The organism is Streptomyces roseochromogenus subsp. oscitans DS 12.976, assembly GCF_000497445.1.
Lineage (GTDB): Bacteria > Actinomycetota > Actinomycetes > Streptomycetales > Streptomycetaceae > Streptomyces > Streptomyces oscitans.
Window position 1 is genome coordinate 3051667 of sequence record NZ_CM002285.1, and the last position, 19914, is coordinate 3071580.

At 71.9% G+C, this 19914-nt stretch carries 15 protein-coding genes; 9 read left to right on the forward strand and 6 right to left on the reverse strand.

Annotation, left to right across the window (positions count from 1 at the left end; genetic code table 11):
* Nucleotides 1–12 precede the first annotated feature (12 nt).
* The 3 genes from M878_RS62880 to ku form a co-directional block, all read right to left on the reverse strand.
* Nucleotides 13–1227, reverse strand: a complete 1215-nt coding sequence (locus tag M878_RS62880) for a saccharopine dehydrogenase NADP-binding domain-containing protein (protein WP_023546784.1) — start codon at nt 1225–1227, stop codon at nt 13–15.
* A complete protein-coding gene (locus tag M878_RS62885; protein WP_023546785.1) occupies nt 1224–6716 on the reverse strand; it encodes a non-ribosomal peptide synthetase in 5493 nt (1830 codons plus the stop codon). The genes M878_RS62880 and M878_RS62885 overlap by 4 nt, the downstream gene beginning before the upstream one ends.
* A 299-nt stretch (nt 6717–7015) precedes the next feature.
* A complete protein-coding gene (ku, locus tag M878_RS62890; RefSeq protein WP_037730604.1) occupies nt 7016–7969 on the reverse strand; it encodes a non-homologous end joining protein Ku in 954 nt (317 codons plus the stop codon).
* 111 nt (nt 7970–8080) lie between these two features.
* Here ku and ligD point away from each other — a divergent pair, with 111 nt between their 5' ends.
* The gene (ligD, locus tag M878_RS62895; protein WP_031224849.1) at nt 8081–8968 is read left to right on the forward strand and encodes a non-homologous end-joining DNA ligase; all 888 of its coding nucleotides are present in this window, start codon (nt 8081–8083) and stop codon (nt 8966–8968) included.
* Between the two features lie 83 nt (nt 8969–9051).
* Here the strand turns inward: ligD and M878_RS62900 are convergent, their stop codons facing one another.
* A complete protein-coding gene (locus tag M878_RS62900) occupies nt 9052–9855 on the reverse strand; it encodes an NERD domain-containing protein (RefSeq protein WP_031224850.1) in 804 nt (267 codons plus the stop codon).
* 334 nt (nt 9856–10189) lie between these two features.
* On the opposite strand from M878_RS62900, the gene M878_RS62905 reads away from it, so the two are divergent.
* The 5 genes from M878_RS62905 (at nt 10190) to M878_RS62925 (ending at nt 15691) form a co-directional block, all read left to right on the forward strand.
* Nucleotides 10190–10978: a hypothetical protein gene (locus M878_RS62905; protein WP_031224857.1), complete on the forward strand. Its 789-nt coding sequence runs from the start codon at nt 10190–10192 to the stop codon at nt 10976–10978.
* The gene (locus M878_RS62910) at nt 10975–12225 is read left to right on the forward strand and encodes a sensor histidine kinase (protein ID WP_031224858.1); all 1251 of its coding nucleotides are present in this window, start codon (nt 10975–10977) and stop codon (nt 12223–12225) included. The genes M878_RS62905 and M878_RS62910 overlap by 4 nt, the downstream gene beginning before the upstream one ends.
* 81 nt (nt 12226–12306) lie before the next feature.
* Complete coding sequence (locus tag M878_RS62915) at nt 12307–13668, forward strand: FtsW/RodA/SpoVE family cell cycle protein (protein WP_023546792.1); 1362 nt, start codon at nt 12307–12309, stop codon at nt 13666–13668.
* Between the two features lie 23 nt (nt 13669–13691).
* A complete protein-coding gene (locus tag M878_RS62920) occupies nt 13692–15149 on the forward strand; it encodes a penicillin-binding transpeptidase domain-containing protein (protein WP_031224859.1) in 1458 nt (485 codons plus the stop codon).
* A 44-nt stretch (nt 15150–15193) separates the two neighbouring features.
* Nucleotides 15194–15691 (forward strand): DUF3291 domain-containing protein, encoded by a 498-nt coding sequence (locus tag M878_RS62925; protein ID WP_031224861.1) that lies wholly within the window; start codon nt 15194–15196, stop codon nt 15689–15691.
* On the opposite strand, the gene M878_RS62930 is transcribed toward M878_RS62925, so the two are convergent.
* Nucleotides 15675–16529 (reverse strand): hypothetical protein, encoded by an 855-nt coding sequence (locus M878_RS62930; protein WP_023546795.1) that lies wholly within the window; start codon nt 16527–16529, stop codon nt 15675–15677. The two genes, M878_RS62925 and M878_RS62930, sit on opposite strands and share 17 nt — an antisense overlap.
* 107 nt (nt 16530–16636) lie before the next feature.
* Nucleotides 16637–17746, reverse strand: a complete 1110-nt coding sequence (locus M878_RS62935) for a ferritin-like domain-containing protein (RefSeq protein ID WP_023546796.1) — start codon at nt 17744–17746, stop codon at nt 16637–16639.
* Nucleotides 17747–17869: 123 nt separating this feature from the next.
* On the opposite strand from M878_RS62935, the gene M878_RS62940 reads away from it, so the two are divergent.
* From M878_RS62940 to M878_RS62950, 3 genes are all read left to right on the forward strand, one after another.
* Complete coding sequence (locus M878_RS62940) at nt 17870–18808, forward strand: AurF N-oxygenase family protein (RefSeq protein WP_023546797.1); 939 nt, start codon at nt 17870–17872, stop codon at nt 18806–18808.
* 104 nt (nt 18809–18912) lie between these two features.
* A complete protein-coding gene (locus M878_RS62945) occupies nt 18913–19569 on the forward strand; it encodes a TetR/AcrR family transcriptional regulator (RefSeq protein ID WP_023546798.1) in 657 nt (218 codons plus the stop codon).
* Nucleotides 19570–19573: 4 nt separating this feature from the next.
* Nucleotides 19574–19888 carry a hypothetical protein gene (locus M878_RS62950; protein WP_023546799.1) on the forward strand — a complete coding sequence of 105 codons (315 nt, stop codon included), beginning with the start codon at nt 19574–19576 and terminating at the stop codon, nt 19886–19888.
* The last annotated feature ends 26 nt before the right edge of the window (nt 19889–19914 follow it).

Consider the following 19914-nt stretch of genomic DNA (forward strand, 5'->3'; position numbering starts at 1 on the left):
TCCCGGGCCGCGTTACAGCACGCCTTCCTCCATGACCAGGCCGGCGGGGACGGCGTCCCCCACGAGTGCGTCAGCGGAGGGCGCGTCGCCGGCGTGTCCGCCCCCGACGCGTGCGTCCGCGGCGAGTCCGTCCTCGAGGGTCCCCTCGTCGAGGGTGACGACCGTGCCGGGCAGGTGCCGCCGCAGCGCGTCCAGGACCCCTCGGGCCGGCAGCAGCTGCGCCGCCCGGTGCACACCGCGGGGAACCCGTCCCCGGGCCACCTCCCGGGCCGCGACCGCGCCCACCACGCCGGTCATCGCCGATCCGTCCTCGCCGCGGATCAGCGCCCTGCGGCGCACCGCGACACCGTCGGGTCCCGCGAACTCCAGGACACCGCACAGCACGTGGTACGGGGAACGCCCCAGGGCGTCGAGCGTGCTGGCCCGCACCACGCCGGCCGCCTGCGCTTCCAGACTGGCCGCGCGATCGTCGCCGGCCCGGTAGCGGTTCAGCGCGTCGAGCAGGTGCCGGCCGTCGAAGGCGTTGTACCAGCGGGCCTCCGCGAGGCCCAGGGTGCGGGCCTGGCTCACCAGCTCCTGGGTGAGATAGGGGTACGCGGTGACCGGGCGCGGCACGCCCGCCACCACACGCTCCTGCGCCCCTCGCAGAGCGCCGTGGACGACGCGCCCGTCGCGCCACTGGGCGCGCGGAGTGCCGTAACCGCGGTCCAGGCTCAGCAGGTAGTCGATGGCGCCGGTCCGGGTGAACGCACCGAGCGAGACGTAGCAGCCGGTGAACCGGGGGCCCTCCGGCGAGTGCCGCCCATCCGTGAGAAGCCGGGGCAGCAGCCCCGACAGGCCGGGCGAAAGCCCGGCCGACAGGACTGCCGTACGTTCACCCGCCGGGGCGGGACCGGGACCGCAGCCGTCCATCACGTCCACGTAGTCGGCCCCCGCGGCGGCCGCCGCCCGGCGGGGGCGGTCGGCCAGTTCGTAGGCGGGGCCGGCGCAGTGGAGCACCACGTCGCAGCCCTGGGCGAACCGTTCGAGGCTCGCGTCGGACCGTGCGTCGACCTCCCTCGCCTGGGCCTGCCCGCCGAGGGCGGCGGCGCAGCGCGCCGCCGCCTCGGGGTTCCGGCCGCCGATCCGCAGCCGGAACTCCCCCTCGGACGCGAGGGCACGAGCGGCGGCCGCGCCGACCGCCCCGTACCCGCCGAGGATGCCGATCAGGGACGGTTCGCCGCTCACCGGCCGTCCTCCGACAGCAGCGCGCGTGCCACGGCCTGTGCGTTGGGCGGCTGGACGCAGGTGAAGTGGTCACCGGGGACGTCCACGACGTTCAGCCCGTCTCCGCACACCTGCTGCCAGTACTCCGTCATGTCACGGTGCATGCCGGGGAAGATCTCGGCCTCACCCGTCTGGCGGACGAATGTCGCCGGCAGGTCACAGGGCGTCGCCTCGTGCAGGGCGACGGAGACGAGGCTGTGCTTGACGATGCGGTACAGCCGGGACAGCCGCTCCTCGGAGCGGAGTCCGGCGTCCTCCACCGGCATCGACGCGCCGATGGCGCGCAGCCGCTCCTCCTGGGGCCGCTCGGCAAGGGCCCGGAAGGCCCGCAGCGCCTCCCGTCCTGGCCCGGTCAGTGCCGACTCCGGCCGGTCGACGAGGCTGCCCTGCGGCACCGTGTTCGCGAAGTGCTCGGTCGTCGCTCGCACGAGGTCCCGCGTGGTCGACTCGTCCTTGGGGTAGCCGAGTCCGACCAGGTCCGCGCGCATCAGCCGGGCGAAGATGTACTCGGCCAGCAGGTCGTCCTCCACGAGGTACGGCACCCGGTAGCTGCTGATCACCGTGAGGCCGGTCACCTCGGCACCGGCGGCGGTCAGCCGACGGGCGAGTTCGGGCACCAGCAGACCGCCCATGCAGTAGCCGACGAGGTGAACCTTCCCCAGCCCTGCGGCGAGGAGGGCCTCGGCGTGCCGCTCGGCGAGCTTCGCGACCTGGGTGCGCGGATCCGCTTTCAGGAACGTCTCGATGTCGTCGACGACGAGACCTGCCAGGGGCAGCCGGTCTCCCAACTCCCGGATCACTGCGCGGTACGGGACAAGGGTGCCCGTCCCGTCGTGCACCATGACGCGGGTGGCGGTGTCCGGGGCACCGGCGGCGCCGTCGCTGAGCCGGACCAGCGGGGAGACGGCGACCGCCCCTGTGAGGGCGGGGTCGCTTCCGCGGGTGGCGCCGAGGTGCTGGGCGAGCGCCGCCACGGTCGGCCGGTTCATCACCAGGCGCAGCAGGTCGTCCCACTCCAGGTCGGCGGCCTCGGGCAGCCGTTCGCGCATCCTGGTGACGAGCCGGGCCACGAGCAGCGAGTCGCCGCCGAGGTCGAAGAAGTTGGCGTCGCGACCGACGAAGGCGACCGGCAGCACGTCGGTCCAGAGCTCGGCCAGGGTCTGCTCCATGTCGTCGCGCGGCGCGTCGCCGCCCTCGTCGACCCGCCCCTGCGCCGCGGACGCGGTCCACGCGTCGAGACGGGCGCGGTCGACCTTGCCGTTGCCGGTGAGGGGAATGCCGTCCACGACCTGGAGTTCGGCCGGAATCATGTACGACGGAAGCCGGTCGCGCAGATGGCCGACGAGCGCCTCGGGCCGCAGCCGGGTTCGATCGGCCTTGAAGCGGGACACGAACACGTGCTGGCCGATGCGGGACAGCGGGCTGTGTTCCTCGGGCAGACAGAAGGCGACCTCGGCGCCGGCTTCACCGAGCATCCGCAGCCACTGATCGCGTCCGAAGAACGTCTGCCCCGTCTCCCGGCGCTCATCCTCGAAGCCGTGGAGGCCCGCGTTGAACTCCATGGAGGTCATGACGTGGTACGCGTCGCGGGTCGCCTCGATGAAGACCAGCCAGCCGCCGGGCGCGAGGAGCTCCCGCAGCCGGGTGAGGACGTGCTCGGCGTGCACGGAGTTGTGCAGGACGTTGGCCAGCAGGATCACGTCGAACGAGTTCGGTGCGAGGCCCTGGGCGCGGTAGTCGCGGTTGAGGTCGAACAGCCCGTAGCGAACCCAGGGAAAGTCCTGGAACTTCTCCTGTGCCGCCGTGAGGAAGAAGTGGGACAGGTCGGTGAACAGGTAGTCGACGCCCAGGCCGTCGAGCTCGGGCACCAGGACGGTGCTCGTGCCGCCCACTCCGGCGCCGATCTCCAGGAGCCGGAGCGGCTCGGGGCCGCCGTGCCGCTGGGCGATCTCGCGCAGCGCGGCCACCACGACCGCGTTGTTGTGACGGCTGATCAGGTTGTCGCGGTAGGCCGCCTCGGCGGTCTCCAGGCGGCCCTCGGGGAAGAGCAGCGTCTTGAGGTCGATTTCGTTGCGCACGAGCGGGGCGAGGTGCTGCTCGGAGACCCGGTGGTAGCGGACGAGTTCGGCGCCCCAGCGGATCCGGGGCTCCAGTGCGTCGATCCGGTCCAGGACCGCCTCGTGCTCCCCCGGTGCGTCCTCCCGCAGCTCGCGGTAGCGGCCGGTGTCCGCATCCTGGACCACCCGGCCCTCCTGTTCCAGGGCGGCCAGCCAGCGTCGTACGAGGTAGTGGTTCTCCGGGGCCGCGCCCACGGCCTCGATGACCTCCTCGGCGGTGTGCTCGGCCGTGGCGTCGGGGAAGAGCCCGCAGGACCGGAAGAGGACGGCCATCGACTGGAGGGCGGAGACGTCGAGCAGCTCGACCATCTCGGTCACCTCGCCCGCCTCGACGGCGTGGACGGCTTCGGTGACGCCGGCGGCCGCCTTCTCCCTCAGTGCGGCCGGGAGTTCGGGTGCCTCGGTCCGCACGGGCTCGGCGAAGGCGACGAGCCGGCGCGCGGTGCCCTCGCCCTGGACGGTGGCCGCGGTGGCCTCCACCGCGGGGTGGGCCTGGAGCGCCGCCTCGACCTCGGCGAGCTCGACGCGGTGGCCGTTCAGCTTCACCTGGCGGTCGACGCGGCCCAGGAACTCGATCTCGCCGTCGTCCAGGCGCCGGCCCATGTCGCCCGTGCGGTAGAGCCGTTCGCCGGTGACGGGATGCGTCACGAATCGCTCGGCGGTGCGCTCGGGGTCCCCGAGGTAACCGAGGGCGAGGCCGGCTCCGGCGATGTACAGCTCGCCGGTGACGTGAATCGGGCATTCCCGCAGGAACGTGTCGAGGACGTGGAAGCGCTGGTTGGCCAGGGGCCTTCCGTACGGGATGCTGCGCGCACCGGCGTCCACCGTGGTGACGGGGTGGCAGATCGACCAGATGGCTGCCTCCGTGGCACCGCCGAGGCTCACCACGTTCAGCCCGGGCACCCGGCGCCGGACCGCGTCGGGGAGGGTGACGGGTATCCAGTCGCCCGACAGCATCGCCAGTCGCAGCCGGGAGACGTCCGCACCGGGTTCGGTACGGAGGTACTCCTCCAGCATCTGCATCTGGGCGGGCACGGAGTTCCACACGGTGACGGCGTGGGCGGTGAGCAGCTCCGCCCAGTGCCCGGGATCGCCGCGGCGTGCGGCGTCGGGCAGGACGAGCGCGCCACCGGTCGAGAGGGGACCGAAGATGTCGTACACCGACAGGTCGAAGCCGAGCTGGGCCAGTCCGAGCACACGGTCCTCGGCGGTCACCGAGAACCGGGTGTTGATGTCGTCGATGGTGTTGAGCGCGGCGGCGTGACTGATCATCACGCCCTTGGGGGTGCCGGTGGAGCCCGAGGTGTAGATGACGTACGCGAGGTCGTCGGGCACCGCCCGGTGCCGGGGGGCGGCGTGGTCCCGCGGGTCGACGGGGGCCAGGGTGTCGACGGCGACCGCCCGCATGCCCTCCGGGAGGCCAAGGGCGGGCAGCAGCGCATCCTGGGTGAGCACGAGGTGTGCCTCGGCGTCGGTCAGCACGGCGTTGCGGCGCAGCGCCGGCTGGGTGGTGTCCACGGGAAGGTAGGCGCAGTCGGCGAGCAGCACGCCGAGGACGGCGACGACCTGCTCCCAGCCCTTCTCCATCACGATGCCCACGCGCTGTCCCGGTCGTCCGCCGGCGTCGCGGACGGCCTCGGCCACGGTCCGCGCCCTGCCGAGGAGTTCGGCGTAGCTGAGGCTGCGCGAGGAGGTGATCAGCGCGGCCCGGTCGGGCGTGCGTTCCGCCTGCTCGACGACCGCGGTGTGCAGGAGCTGGTGGCGGTGCGCCGCGGCGGTGGCGTTGACGTCGGCCACCCGCTGCGTCTGCCGGGCGGGGAGAGCGAGCGGGTCGGCCTCCTCCCAGACGGCGGAGGCGTCGACCAGCCGCATCACGAGATCGGAGAACGCGGCGAACATGTCGTCGACCATGCCGTCGGGGAAGACTCCCTCGCGGACGTCCCAGTGAGCGAGGAGACCGCCGCCGTCCTCCATGACCTGGCAGTCGATCCAGACCTGCGGGGTCTGGGTGATGCCGTGGACCAGCTCACCTCCGGGCATCAGCGAGGAGACGGTCTCGGCCCCTGCGGAGCCGCCGCTGACGGTGCTGGTGAAGGTCACCGGCAGCAGGGCCTCGGCGCGCCCGCGGCGGCGGGCCAGCTCCCGCAGCACCTCGACGCCCGAGCAGAGCCGGTGGTCCATGTCCTCCCAGAGGCGGGCCTGTAGGGTCCGCATGCGGTCGGCGACCGTGGTGCCTTCGGTGAGGTCCACGCAGAGCAGGCTCGTGGAGCTGAAGTCGCCGATGACGCGGTCCGTGTCGGGGTGCAGCGGGAGCCGGTTCTGTACGGTGAGGCTGAGGGTGAAGCGGGGGTGGCGGCTCCAGCGGCCGACCGTCTCGGCGAAGGCCTGCAGGAGGACCCCGGAGGCGGTCACGCCGGCTTCGGTGGAGCGCCGGGTCAGGGTCTCCCACTGGGCGGGGGTCAGCCGCAGCCCGTGCCGGGTGAACCTCGACGGGGCGCTGAGCGAGTCGGTGCGCAGCGGCAGGTCGGGCGCGGCCGGCAGGTCGTCGATCCGTGACCACCAGTAGTCGCGGTCCCGCCGGTAGCGGTCGCCCTCGCGGACCCGGCCCGTGGCGAGGACGTAGTCGCGGAACGTGGCGTCCAGCGGCTCGGGCCGGTCCGCGCCCGTACACAGGGCCGCCAGCTCGGCGAGCAGCAGCCGGATGCCGCTGTAGTCGCAGATCAGCAGGTCGACGGCCACGTGCAGGAGCAGGGACTCGTCGGTCTCGGTGACGCGGACGTCGAACAGCGGCCACTGGTCGGTCTGCCGCACCTGGTGCGACATCTCCCCCCGGGTCGCCTCCAGGGCGCGCGTACGCACCTCGTCGGCGGCGCCGCGCAGGTCCTCGTGACGGACGTCGTAGTGCGGGACGTCCGGGAGAACACGCTGGTATCCCTCGGCGGAGACCACGGCGCGCAACATGGGATGACGCCGGATCAGCTCGTTCCATGCCCCCTCGATCCGCGCGGCGCCCCAGTGCGGGAGGGCGATCTCGAGGTAGCCATGGCATGCCACGCCACCGTAGTCGAACGCCTCGCTCCGCCCGAGCAGGTACGCCGCCTGGACGTCGGTGAGCGGGAAGGGCTCGTGGGCCGACGCGGGGTCGGCGACGACGGAGGCCCCGTACTCCTCGGCGCGCAGCAGGGCAAGGACGGCGTCGCGGTGGGCTCGAAGCGTCTCCAGCCGCTCCGGTGTCATCACGCCTTGGGGCGCGCGATAGCGGAGCTTCCCCTCCTCCTCGTACATCGCCACTCCGGCCGCGTTCAGTTCGGCCACGAACTCCCCGACATTCATGACGGTTGCCCTTCTTTGCCCTTGTGCGCACACCCTGAATCAGCCACGCGAGGAATGACAGCCTGTTGCATCGGCACTGGCGAAGTTCTGGATGTTTCCCCGACCCTCCGCGGGCGCAGGCCAGAGGGTCACCACGGCGCGGCAGTCGGCGGCCACCGTCAGCAGGGCGAAGCCGGCTGCGCGATCGCCATGACCAGGAACGGCAGCGACTCGGCCCGGTGGTACGTGCGCGGGGTGAGGAAGAAATCCACGACGAGCGGCGCCGCGTACGACGTCTTCGCCTAGACCCGGGGGCGGGCTCAAGCCGTTCGTTTGCGGGATGTCGTCTTCTTCGGAGCTGGTTTCTTCGCCGTGGACTTGGTTGCTGACTTTTTCGCCGCTGCCGTCTTCTTGGCGGCTGCCGTTTTCTTGGCCGTGGGGGCGGGCTTTGTCTTTCGGGGCAGGGGTTTGATCTCGGCTTCGGCGCCGGATGGCGACTCGCGGGACTCGCGGGCCGCGCGCACGCTGCTCTCCAGGGCCGCCATCAGGTCCAGCACCTTGCCCCCGGCGGCCGGCGCGGGGGCCTCCGGTGGTGCCTCGCCGGAAGCCTTCGCGGCGATGACCTCCTCCAGCGCGGCCCGGTACTCGTCGTGCAGATCCTCCAGGTCGACCTCGCCGAGGGTGTCCATCAGGGCGTCCGCGAGGTCGAGTTCCTTGTCCCGTACGGTGACGTTCGTGTCGGGGGCGACGCCTTCGGGGGCGCGGACCTCGTCCGGCCAGAGCAGGCCGTGCATGGCGATGGCGTCGCCGACCACCCGCAGCATGCCGAGGCGTTCGCGGCCGCGCAGCGCGTACTTCGCGATGGCCACCTTGTTGTTGCGCTTCAGGGCCTCGCGGAGCAGGACGTACGGCTTCGCGGCGGGCACACCGCCGGCGGCCAGGTAGTACGCCGCGTCCATCTGGAGCGGGTCGATCCGGTCGCCCGGGACGAAGGCCACGATCTCGATCGTGCGGGCCGTGGGGATGGGCAGGTGGGCCAGGTCATCGTCCGTGATCGGGATGATCGTGCCGTCCGCGTCCTCGTACCCCTTGCCGATCTCCGACTGGCCGACCTCGCGGTCCTCCAGTTCGCACACCTTGCGGTAGCGGATGCGGCCGTTGTCCTCGGTGTGGATCTGGCGGAAGGAGATCGAGTGGCTCTCCGTGGCGTTCACCAGCTTGATCGGGATGCTGACGAGACCGAAGGAGATGGCGCCGTTCCATATGGATCGCACGTGCCGCACCCTTCCCTTTGTCGATTCCGCTGTCGATGTCCCTGCCGAGGCCCCTGCCGATTCCGTTACCGATTCCATCGATTTCACCGGCTTGTCTGGGATTGTCATCGTATGACGCCTATGACAGAGGTGGAGGGGCGGCGGGTCGCGCTCAGCAACCTGGAGAAGGTGCTGTATCCGGAGACCGGCTTCACCAAGGCGGAGCTGGTGCACTACTACGCGACCAGCGCCGATGTACTGCTGCCGCATCTGCGCGACCGGGCCGTGTCCTTCCTGCGCTACCCGGACGGCCCGGAGGGGCAGGTCTTCTTCACCAAGAACGTGCCGCCGGGTACGCCCGAGTGGGTCACCACCGCCGAGGTACCGCGGTCCTCCGCGGACAGTCCGGCTCGGATGGTCGTCGTACAGGATCTGCCGAGCCTCGTCTGGGCGGCGAATCTCGTCACCGAGTTCCATACGCATCAGTGGCTCGTGCGGGACCCGGACGAGGCCGACCGGCTGGTTTTCGATCTCGATCCGGGGGCGCCCGCGCACATCGTGCACTGCTGCGAGGTGGCCCTGTGGCTGCGCGAGCGGCTCGCGGCGGACGGCATCGAGGCGTACCCGAAGACGGCCGGGTCGAAGGGGCTGCATCTGCTGGCGGCGGTGCGCGGAGGTTCACCCGAACGGGCTAGTGAGTACGCGAAGGCACTCGCCGTGGAGGCTGAGCGCGCCATGCCGCGGCTGGTGGTGCACCGGATGACGAAGAGCCTCCGGCCGGGGAAGGTGTTCGTCGACTGGAGCCAGAACGCGGCCCGCAAGACCACCGCCACGCCGTACACGCTGCGCGCCCGCCGGGTGCCGCTGGTGTCCGCGCCGGTGACCTGGGAGGAGGTGGCGGAGTGCGGTAGCCCGGCCCAGCTGGAGTTCCTGGCCGACGACATCGCTCCGCGGGTTCAGCGGTACGGGGACCTGCTGGCCGGGTTGCTGGATCCGGGGTCGGCCGCCGCGTTGCCCTGAGCTGCCGCTTCCTTGCCCTGAGTTGTCGTTGCCGTCGCCGTTGCCCGGCCGGGGCCGAAACCCGCCCCGCCCCTCCCCCGGACCTACACCCTCTCCCACAGGTTCCGGTCCCGCGCCATCGCGTGCAGCGCCTCCACGTCCCCCGGCTTCAGCACCCCGCCCAGCCGGGCCAGCCCCGTCAGCTCGGTGTCCTGGAGGATCCGTACCGTGCGCGGCTGGGCGGTCATGGTCAGCTCGGCCGGGCCGGCCAGAGCCAGCACCGGGCGTACCTCGGCGGTCAGGGCGTAGGAGGCCCGGTCGGCGAGGGCGCGCTGCCGGCGCAGCAGTGGCTCGGCCTCCCGGCGGCCTACGGCGACCATCGGGTCGGCGACCAGGACCCGGGTCTTGCGGGCGTACAGGGCGTGCAGGGCGAAGAGGCCGCCTGGGCCGAGCAGCAGATGGTGGATGCGGTCGCCGCCGGGCAGGCCTATGGAGTGCAAGGTGTGCCAGCCGGCGCCCTCCAGGGCGTCCAGGGCCGCGCCGACGGTCTCCTCGGCGGCCAGGGCGCGGCGGCGCGGGTCGGGGCGCAGCCGGTGGGCGGGGCCCGGGTCGCGGTCGAGGGCGATGAGGAGGGCCTCGCCGGGGCGGTTGGGTGCCAGGTCGTCGTCCGGGTGCAGGGTCAGCCGGGCGAGTTCCGCGGGGGTCGGAACCGGGGGCGGGCCCACGGTCACCGGGCCGGTCAGGAACGGTTCCAGCGCTTGGAGTACGTCGTCTCTGCTGTCCTCGCCGAGCAGGTTGACCCGGCCTGTCTCACGGTCGTACCAGGCGACATTGGATCCGTCCGGGCGGCAGACGTACAGCCGTTCCCGGCCGTGCCGATTGGCCGGCACCACGCGCAGTGCGCTCATGCGCCATCACCCCTCGACCATGGGAACAGGCCCGGGCTCCCGGGGCAAGACCGGTTACCGTGGAGGTCGGCTCCGCGAGGGGGAGTTGGTGAGGCGCTGTCGCGGGTCCGCGGAACGCGGTCCGACGGCCCGGCGTACCGGCCCCGGAGAGCCCGTGGAGACGGCCGCGTGGCACCCGCCGCCCGGTGCCGACCGCTGGACGAACTCGCCGAACCGCCGAGTAGCCTCTCCCGAAGGTGCACCCTCACGGGTGCAAAAAGGACGTACATACGAAATTCTTCGTCTACGAATAAGGTGTACGGGGCCCCACCGACCCCGACGCCCCAGGAGAACCGTGCCAGCCCGCCGTCCCGTGCGCACCGCCCTCGCCGTGGCCGCCGTCGCCCTGCTGTCGGCGGCAGCCGTGGCCTGCGGGGATGCCGGCGGGCTGCGGGGCGCGGGTGCGACCGCCCCCGCCGTCAGCCCGGCCAAGCTCTGGCCCGACCTGCGTCCGGCGTCCAGCCCCGCCTACCCCTACGCGGTGGCGACCAGAGAGGTCGTCAAGGGGATCACGGTCCCCGGCGACGACATCCACAAGGTGGACCCGGTGGACGTGGTCGAGGCCGAGATCAAGGCGCATCCGGACGACTACGGCTCGAAGGGGGCGTACCACGCGACCGTGGACCGGCTGAAGGACTGCCGGCCCGGCGGCGACGAGGCCCGCTGCCCGCTGCTGACGCCGTACTACCGGGATCTCACGGGCGACGGCCGGGACGACATGACGCTCGGCTTCCGGCTCTACCCGACCAACCAGACGGCCGTACGGGTCTACACCGTCGAGAAGCACAAGCTGGTGCAGGTGCTGGCCGACAACGACGCGATCATCGGCGTGGAGCTGGCCGGCCGGGCGCTGATCGAGCGCTCGCCGGCCGATATCTCCGGCTACGAGTACCGCACCACCTGGGTGTGGGACCCGGGGCAGCGCGCGATGGTGTTCTCGCGCGACGAGTATCTGCACACCGGTAAGGGCCGGCGCACCGAGAAGCCCTCGCCGTCCGTCACGCCGTCTCCCTCGCCGTCCGTCGCACCGTCCACCACGCCGTCCGTCACGCCGTCCGCCGCCGCCTCCGCGAGCGCGCGATGAGGCTCGCGCTCCCCCGCTGGGCGGGACCGCTCGCCGTGAAGGCGGCCGCGTTCATCACGGTGATGTGCTGTGCGCTGGCCGCGCTGCTCGGCGTCCTGGTGCATGTCTCGGTGACCAACCAGACCGTCGGCCAGGCCCGCGATCTGGCGCTGTCCCGCCTCGTGGACGCCACCCAGGACTACGAGGCCGGGGACACGCTGATGCCGAGTGCCGGGGTGGACCCCTCGGGGCTGCCCGCGCCGCTGCGGGCGCTGGCGGCGGCCGGTAAGCGCGGCACGATGGTCTCCTCGTACCAGGGGCGGCCGACGATGTGGGCGGCGGGTCCGGTGGCCGGGCACCGGGCGCTGGCCGTGGCGGTCGACTACTCGCAGCAGGCCCGCACCATCGCCGGGCTCGACAAATCGATTCTTTGGTCGTCGGGGCTCGCGATCGGGGCGACGGTGCTGGTCGGCGTGTTCGGGGTGACCCGGGTGACCCGGCGGCTGCACGGCACCGCGCGGGTGGCCCGGCGGATCAGCGGCGGCGACCTGGACGCGCGCGTCGACGACCCCCGTACGAAGGACGCGTCCCGTCCGCAGGACGAGGTGGCCGCGGTGGCGGCGGCCCTGGACACCATGGCGTCGACCCTGCAGAGCAAGCTGCTGAGCGAGCAGCGGTTCACCGCGGACGTGGCGCACGAGCTGCGCACCCCGCTGACCGGGCTGCACGCGGCGGCGGAGCTGCTGCCGCCGGGCCGGCCGACGGAGCTGGTGCGGGACCGGGTGGCGGCCCTGCGCACCCTCACCGAGGACCTGCTGGAGATCTCCCGGCTGGACACCGGGCGGGAGAAGCCGGCCGTGGACACCGAGGAGCTGGGGGCGCTGGCCCGGCGGGTGGTACGGGCCTCGGGCACCGACACAGAGGTGCGCGTCCTCACCGACGCGCGGGTGGAGACCGACCGGCGGCGGCTGGAGCGGGTGCTGGGGAATCTGGTGGCCAACGCGCACAAGCACGGGGGGCCACCGGTGGTGGTGACCGTGAACGGGGCCGTGGTGACCGTGCGGGATCACGGGGGCGGGTATCCGGAGTATCTGGTGGCCCATGGGCCGCAGCGGTTCCGTACGGAGGGCGGGGCCACCGGGCACGGGCTGGGGCTGACCATCGCGCTGGGGCAGGCGGAGGTCCTGGGGGCCAAGCTGTTCTTCGCCAACGCGATCGATGGGGGCGCGGTCGCCACGCTGGTCCTGCCCGTGGTGGAGAGGCGGTAGAGGGCTCGGGGCCGCCCCGCCCCGCGCCACGCTGGCGCCAGGGCCTGCACACAAGACGGCCTATTTGGGTAGGTTCCGGGCATGACCAAGGCCGGAACCACCGTGGCGGCGGCACACGCTCGCGCACCCGTCGTACGCCTCCCCCGGCGCCGTGGCATCGAACTCGCCCTGATCGTGCTGGCCGTGCTGCTGTCCGTGTACGGCTACTGCGCGGTGGGGATCGCACGGACCGGCACGGTCCCGCCCGGTGCCGCCGGTTACGGCGCCGGGCTCGGCGTGCTGGCCCTGTTGGCGCATGTCGTGGTGCGCATCCGGGCGCCGTACGCCGATCCGCTGTTCCTGCCGATCGCCGTGCTGCTCAACGGGCTCGGGCTGGTCCTGATCTACCGGCTGGACCTGGAGACCCCGCACAACCAGGCGGCCCCGGCCCAGCTGGTGTGGTCCACGCTCGGGTTCGGGCTGTTCATCGCCGTGGTGCTGGTGCTGCGCGACCACCGGGTGCTGCAGCGGTACTCGTATGTGTGGGTGGCCTCCGCGCTCGGGCTGCTCGCGCTGCCGATCCTGTTCCCGGCGGTCAACGGCGCCCGTATCTGGCTGCGGCTCGCCGGATTCTCCATCCAGCCGGGCGAGTTCGCGAAGGTGCTGCTCGCGGTGTTCTTCGCCGCCTATCTGGCCGCCAACCGCAACGCGCTGGCGTACACGGGCCGCCGGCTGTGGCTGCTGCAGTTCCCGACCGGGCGGGTGCTCGGCCCGATCGTCACGATCTGGCTGCTGAGCGTCGGGGTGCTGGTCCTGGAGCGGGACCTCGGCACCTCGCTGCTGTTCTTCGGGCTGTTCGTGGTGCTGCTGTACGTCGCCACGGGGCGGACGGGCTGGATCGCGGTGGGGCTGGTGCTCGCCGTGCTGGGGGCCGTCGCCGTGGGCCGGTTCGAGCCGCATGTGAACCAGCGGATCGAGGACTGGCTGCACCCCTTCCGCACCATCGAGGCCGGACAGGGGCCCAACCAGCTCTCGCAGTCGCTGTTCGCCTTCGCGGCGGGCGGAGTGCTCGGCACCGGTCTCGGGCTCGGGCACTCCATCCTCATCGGCTTCGCCGCCAAGTCGGACTTCATCCTGGCCACGGCCGGCGAGGAACTGGGGCTCACCGGGCTCGCGGCGATCTTCCTGCTGTACGCCCTGCTGGTGGAGCGCGGCTATCGGGCGGGCCGCGCCCTGCGGGAGCCCTTCGGCCGGCTGCTCGCGGTCGGGCTCGCCTCGCTCCTGGCGCTGCAGGTGTTCGTGATCGCGGGCGGGGTCACCGGGCTGATCCCGCTGACCGGCATGGCGATGCCGTTCCTCGCCCAGGGCGGCTCCTCGGTGGTCACCAACTGGGTGATCGTGGCGCTGCTGATCCGGGTGAGCGACTCGGCGCGCAGCCAGTACGACGGACAGGAGGCGGCGTGAGCGACTACGGGGGCGGGCGGCCGATGGCCCGCTACATCCGGCACGCCTGTGCGTTCTGCGCGCTGCTGCTGGCGGCGCTGCTGGTCAACGCGGCCCGGGTGCAGGTGGTGCAGTCGGGGGTGTACGACGACAGTCCGGCCAACCGGCGCGGCGCGATCGCCCGGTACGGCCAGCCGCGGGGCGACATCCTGGTCGGCGACCAGCCGGTCACCGGCTCCGTGGACACCGGCGAGCAGCTGCGCTTCGAACGCAGCTACAAGGACGGCCCGTTGTACGCCCCGGTCACCGGCTTCGCCTCGCAGTCGTACGGCACGACGTTCCTGGAGCACGCCGGGGACGGGGTGCTCTCCGGCACGGATCCGATGCTCTCGCCGCTGCCGCTGTGGAGCGGCGTGACGCGCGGCCGCGGCCGGGTCGGGAACGTCGTCACGACACTGAACCCGGGCGCGCAGCAGGCCGCGTACCGGGGGCTGGCCGGGCGCAAGGGCGCGGTGGCCGCGATCGAGCCGGCGACGGGGCGCATCCTGGCGCTGGTGTCGAGTCCGTCGTACGACCCCGGGCAGCTGTCCGGCAACGGCGAGGCGGTGGCCTCGGCGTGGGCGCGGCTCAACCACGACCCGGAGAAGCCGATGCTCAACCGGGCGGTACGGCAGACCTATCCGCCGGGGTCGACGTTCAAGGTGGTCACCGCGGCGGCGGCGCTGGACGCGGGCGTGATCACCGACCTGGACGCGCCCACCGACTCACCCGACCCCTACCGGCTGCCCGGGACCACGACCCGGCTCACCAACGAGGGCGACGGCTGCGGCGACGCCTCGCTGCGGTCGGCGTTCGAGTGGTCCTGCAACACCGTGTTCGCCAAGCTCGGCGTGGACGTCGGGGCGAAGGACATGACCGCCACGGCGGCCGCGTTCGGGTTCAACGACGCCGGGCTGCGCATCCCCTTCTCGGTCGCGCCCAGCACCTTCGACACCCACGTGGACCGGGCGCAGCTGGCGCTGTCGTCGATCGGGCAGTACAACACGCGGGCCACACCCCTGCAGATGGCGATGGTGTCGGCGGCCGTGGCCAACGGCGGTCAGCTGCGCACGCCGTATCTGGTGGAGCGGACGACCCGGACGAGCGGTGTGACGCTCGCCGGGAGCGGGGCGCATCCGCTGCGGCAGGTGATGAGCCCCTCGACGGCCGCACGGCTGAAGGAGCTGATGACGGACGTGGTCCGGGAGGGCACCGGCCGGCGTGCGGCCATCCGCGGCGCCCTCGTCGGCGGCAAGACCGGAACCGCGCAGCACGGGGTCGGCAACTCCGGTGCGCCGTACGCCTGGTTCGTCTCCTGGGCGCAGCCCGACGACCAGCCGCAGTCGCAGGTGGCGGTCGCGGTGGTGGTGGAGGACGCCTCGGCGAACCGGGGCGAGATCAGCGGCGGCGGGGTCGCGGCGCCGATCGCGCAGGGGGTGATGCGGGCGGTTCTCGGCCTGTGAGACGGGGGGTGCCGACGCCGGCCGCGCCGACCTACCGTTCGGTCATGACGGATACCGCAGCGGCGTACGATCTCGCCGAGGTCAATATCGCCCGCCTCAAGTTCCCTTTGGATTCACCCCAGTTGAAGGACTTCGTCGACGCGCTCGACCCGGTCAACGCGACGGCGGACGCCGCGGACGGCTTCGTCTGGCGGCTGCGGAGCGACACCGGAAACGCCACCGACATCCCCGTGTTCGGCGACGAGTGGCTCATCATCAACATGTCGACATGGCGGGACGCGAACGCGCTCACGGCGTTCATGTACCAGGGGCAGCACCGGGAGTTGCTGGCCCGGCGCAGGGACTGGTTCGAGAAGCTCGAGGAGGCGGTGACCACGCTGTGGTGGGTGCCGGCCGGCCACCGCCCGACCGTGGCCGAGGCGGAGGACCGGCTGCTGCACCTGAGGGCGCACGGCGCGACACCGTACGCCTTCACGCTGCGGACGACGTTCCCGGCGCCCCAGTCGTCCAAGGACGCGGCCGGGGTCAGCCGATCGGCTTGACCGCCTCGGACCGGATCTCAAGGGTGTTCTTCGCGAGCGCCCCCAGGTCGACGTCCGACGGGTTCTGTGACGCGAGCGGCGTGTTCACGGTGGCGACCGTGGCGCCCGTGTTGCCGTCGGCCCAGGCGCACATGGGCACGGTGATCTTCGTGCCCATCTGCTCCTGGGTGATCACCTCGCAGGTGATCGTCACACCGCTCAGGCCGAAGTCCTTCGCGGGGACGGCGACCGTGGCGCCCGCGCCCCCGGCGGCACCCTTCATCATGTTCTTGCGGGCCGCGTCGCCGTTCTTGAACCGGCCGTACATGCCCGACACCACCAGGGTGCCCTTGGTCGCGTCGCCGCCCACGTCGTAGGAGCCGACCACGCCGTGGATGTCCTTGGCGTCCCAGGCCCCGTCGGCCTCGTCCTCGATCTTCTTGCCCTCGGTGCCGGAGAGGTCCTGGGCGAGCCGGTACTTCCCGGCGAGCAGGGTCTGGGGCAGGGTCAGCTTGTTCTTCGCCTCGGGGAAGCCGCTGCCGGCCGCCATCCCGATCAGCAGGACGAGCGCCACGACGACCGCCGCGACGGCGCCGCCCACGATCCCGAGGATCAGCCCGACCCGCCGCCTCTTCGGCAGCGGGGCCATGGGCGGCGCACCCCAGGGGTACGGCTGCCGGCCGTAGGGCTGCTGGGGCGGGTACGGCTGCGGCGGGTACGGGGAGCCGTACGGGCCGGGGGCGGCCTGCGAAGGCTGCTGGCCGTACGGGCCGGGGGCCGCCTGCGGAGGCTGCTGGCCGTACGGGTACGGCGGCTGCTGGGGGCCGTTGGGATACGGCTGCTGCGGGGGCGGAGGCATGGACACGCCCGGAGGCTACTGCACCCGGGTGACCGGCCTGTTACTGCACCCGGGTGAACGCCCGACCACGACCTCGGTCCTCCACCGCCTCCCCCTCCCCCTCCGCCTCAGCTCTCCGCCGCCCCCGACTCGATCGCCTCCCGCACCTCCGCGATGCGGTCCCGTTCCTCGGCGGCGAAGCGCTGTGCGTCCAACTGCTCGGCCAGTTCCTCGTCCTGGGCCATGAGCAGGTCCAGGTTGGAGTCGCCCATCTCGAAGACACCCATGTCGACATAGGCCTCCTGGAGCCGTTTGCCCCACAGGCCTATGTCCTTGACGCAGGGCACGATCCGGCTGAACAGCAGCCGGCGGAACAGCTGGAGGAACTCGGAGCGCTCGCTCAGGGCCTCCGCCTCGGCCTTGGGTATGCCGAAGTTCTCCAGGACCTCGACGCCCCGCAGCCGGTCGCGCATCAGATAGCAGCCCTCGATGACGAACTCCTCGCGCTCGCGCAGTTCGGCGTCGGTGAGCTGCTTGTAGTAGTCGCGCAGCGCCAGCCGGCCGAAGGCCACGTGCCGGGCCTCGTCCTGCATGACGTAGGTGAGGATCTGCTGGGGCAGCGGCTTGTTGGTGGTGTCCCGGATCATTCCGAAGGCGGCCAGCGCGAGCCCCTCGATGAGGACCTGCATGCCCAGGTAGGGCATGTCCCAGCGGCTGTCGCGGAGCGTGTCGCCGAGAAGGGACTGCAGATTGTCGTTGATCGGGTAGACGAGGCCGACCTTCTCGTGCAGGAACCGGCCGTAGATCTCGGCGTGCCGGGCCTCGTCCATGGTCTGGGTCGCGGAGTAGAACTTGGCGTCCAGGTCGGGCACCGACTCCACGATCCGCGCCGCGCAGATCATCGCGCCCTGCTCGCCGTGCAGGAACTGGCTGAACTGCCAGGAGGCGTAGTGCAGGCGCAGTTCGCCCTTGTCCTTCTCCGTCATCTTGTCCCAGTACCTGGTGCCGTACAGGGACATGGCCTCGTCGGGCGTGCCGAGCGCGTCGTACGGGTCGACCTCAAGGTCCCAGTCGATGCGCTGCTGCCCGTCCCACTGCTTGTCCTTGCCCTTCTGGTACAGGGCGAGCAGGCGTTCGCGGCCGTGGTCGTACTCCCAGCTGAAGCGGGCGGCGCCGCTCGCGGGCACCTGCCAGGGGGAGTCACCGGGGTCTTTGGCGTACAGGTCTTGGGTCGGCATACCTCGCAGGCTCACACGTAGACGCGTAGTCAACAAGTCATGCGCAAGGGATTGACGCCCTTGCTGACAAGCAGTCTCATAAGAGGGAGGACGATGTACCCCGGGTAACGAGGTGAGGGAGCCATGACGACCCTGACGGAAGCGGACGCGCTGGACGGTCTGCGCGACGCGCTCGGCCTGCTCAAGGACCGGGAGCAGGTGGCCGAACGGCTGCTCGCCTCCTCCGCCAAGCACTCCTTCGACCCCGATCAGGAGCTGGACTGGGACGCGCCCTTCGAGGAGGGCAAGTGGTTCTGGCCGCCGGAGCTGGTGTCGCTGTACGACACGCCGATGTGGAAGCGGATGAGCGAGGAGCAGCGGATCCTGCTCTCCCAGCACGAGGCGGCGGCGCTGGCCTCGCTGGGCATCTGGTTCGAGATCATCCTGATGCAGCTGCTGGTGCGGCACATCTACGACAAGGCGGCCACGAGCGCGCACGTCCGCTACGCCCTCACCGAGATCGAGGACGAGTGCCGGCACTCGAAGATGTTCGCCCGGCTGATCTCGCACGGCGGCACGCCCTGGTACCCGGTCAGCAAGGCCCACCTGAACCTCGGCCGCGTGTTCAAGACCATTTCCACCACGCCCGGCTCCTTCACCGCCACCCTCCTCGGCGAGGAGGTCCTGGACTGGATGCAACGGCTGACGTTCCCGGACGAGCGGGTGCAGCCGCTGATCCGTGGCGTCACACGCATCCACGTGGTCGAGGAGGCCCGCCATGTCCGGTACGCCCGTGAGGAGCTGCGGCGCCAGATGATGACGGCGCCGAAGTGGTCGCGGGAGTTCACCCGGGTCACGTCGGGTGAGTTCGCCCGGATCTTCTCGGTGGCCTTCGTGAATCCCGAGGTCTACACCAACGTCGGCCTCGACAAGCGGGAGGCCATGGCCCAGGTGAAGGCGAGCGCCCACCACCGGGAGGTCATGCAGACGGGTGCGAAGCGACTCACCGACTTCCTGGACGACATCGGGGTGCTGCGGGGTGCGGGCAGGCGGCTGTGGAGGTCGTCCGGCCTGTTGGCATAGCGGGAGTGTGCCGGCCCAAGGGGCGCGGGGAACTGCGCGAGCGACCCACGATCACCCGCAGCCGCCGACGTCCCCGCACCCCTACGGCGATTAGGCTGACGGCCATGACCCCGTCCGCCACCCCCGCCTACCGTCGCCTGAGCGTCGAGGAGCGACGAAGTCAGCTCCTCGAGGCCGCCCTGAAACTCTTCGCGCACCGGGCACCGGAAGACGTGTCGCTGGACGACGTGGCGGAGGCGGCCGGAGTCTCGCGCCCCCTGGTGTACCGGTACTTCCCGGGCGGCAAACAGCAGCTGTACGAGGCCGCGCTGCGCTCCGCCGCCGAGGAGCTGCAGCACTGCTTCGACGAGCCCCGCCAGGGCCCCCTGCTGTCCCGCCTCTCCCGCGCCCTGGACCGCTATCTGAGCTTCGTCGACGAGCACGACACCGGCTTCAGCGCGCTGCTGCAGGGCGGCAGCGTGGTGGAGACCTCGCGGACCACGGCCATCGTGGACGGGGTCCGCCGGGCCGCCGCCGAGCACATCTACCGCCACCTCGGCGTCGCCGACCCCGGCGCACGGCTGCGCATGACCGTACGGACCTGGATCACGGCCGTCGAGGCGGCCTCCCTGATCTGGCTGGACGAGGACAAGCAGCCCCCGGTCGAGGAGCTGCGCGACTGGCTGGTCGAACAGTTCGTGGCCGTACTCACCGTCACCGCGAGCCGGGACCCGCAGACGGCCGCCGTCATCGGCGCGCTCGCCGAGGATGGCCGAGACTGAAGCGGTGAAGAGTCAGGACACCCCCTTCGAGGGCGGCCCCATGGACGGGCGCGTGCTGCCCGTCATGCTCGGGCCCACCGGGCACCCTCCGAAGACGTACCGCATTCCCGTCCCGGACCCGGACGGCGGCCCGGCCACGATGCTCGTCTACCGCCGCGTGCCGCGCGGGCACAGCAGGCGGCTGGGTCTGATCCAGGGGTGGAAGTACCAGTACGACCCGGACGACACCTCCGGCGGACGGCTCCGGTGGCCCTGGTCGAAGCCCGCCACCCCACCAGCCGCTCCGCCGTCCGGCAAGCCGGACGAGGCAAACGGGTGACAGGTGTACGCCAGGCGCGCGCCTCG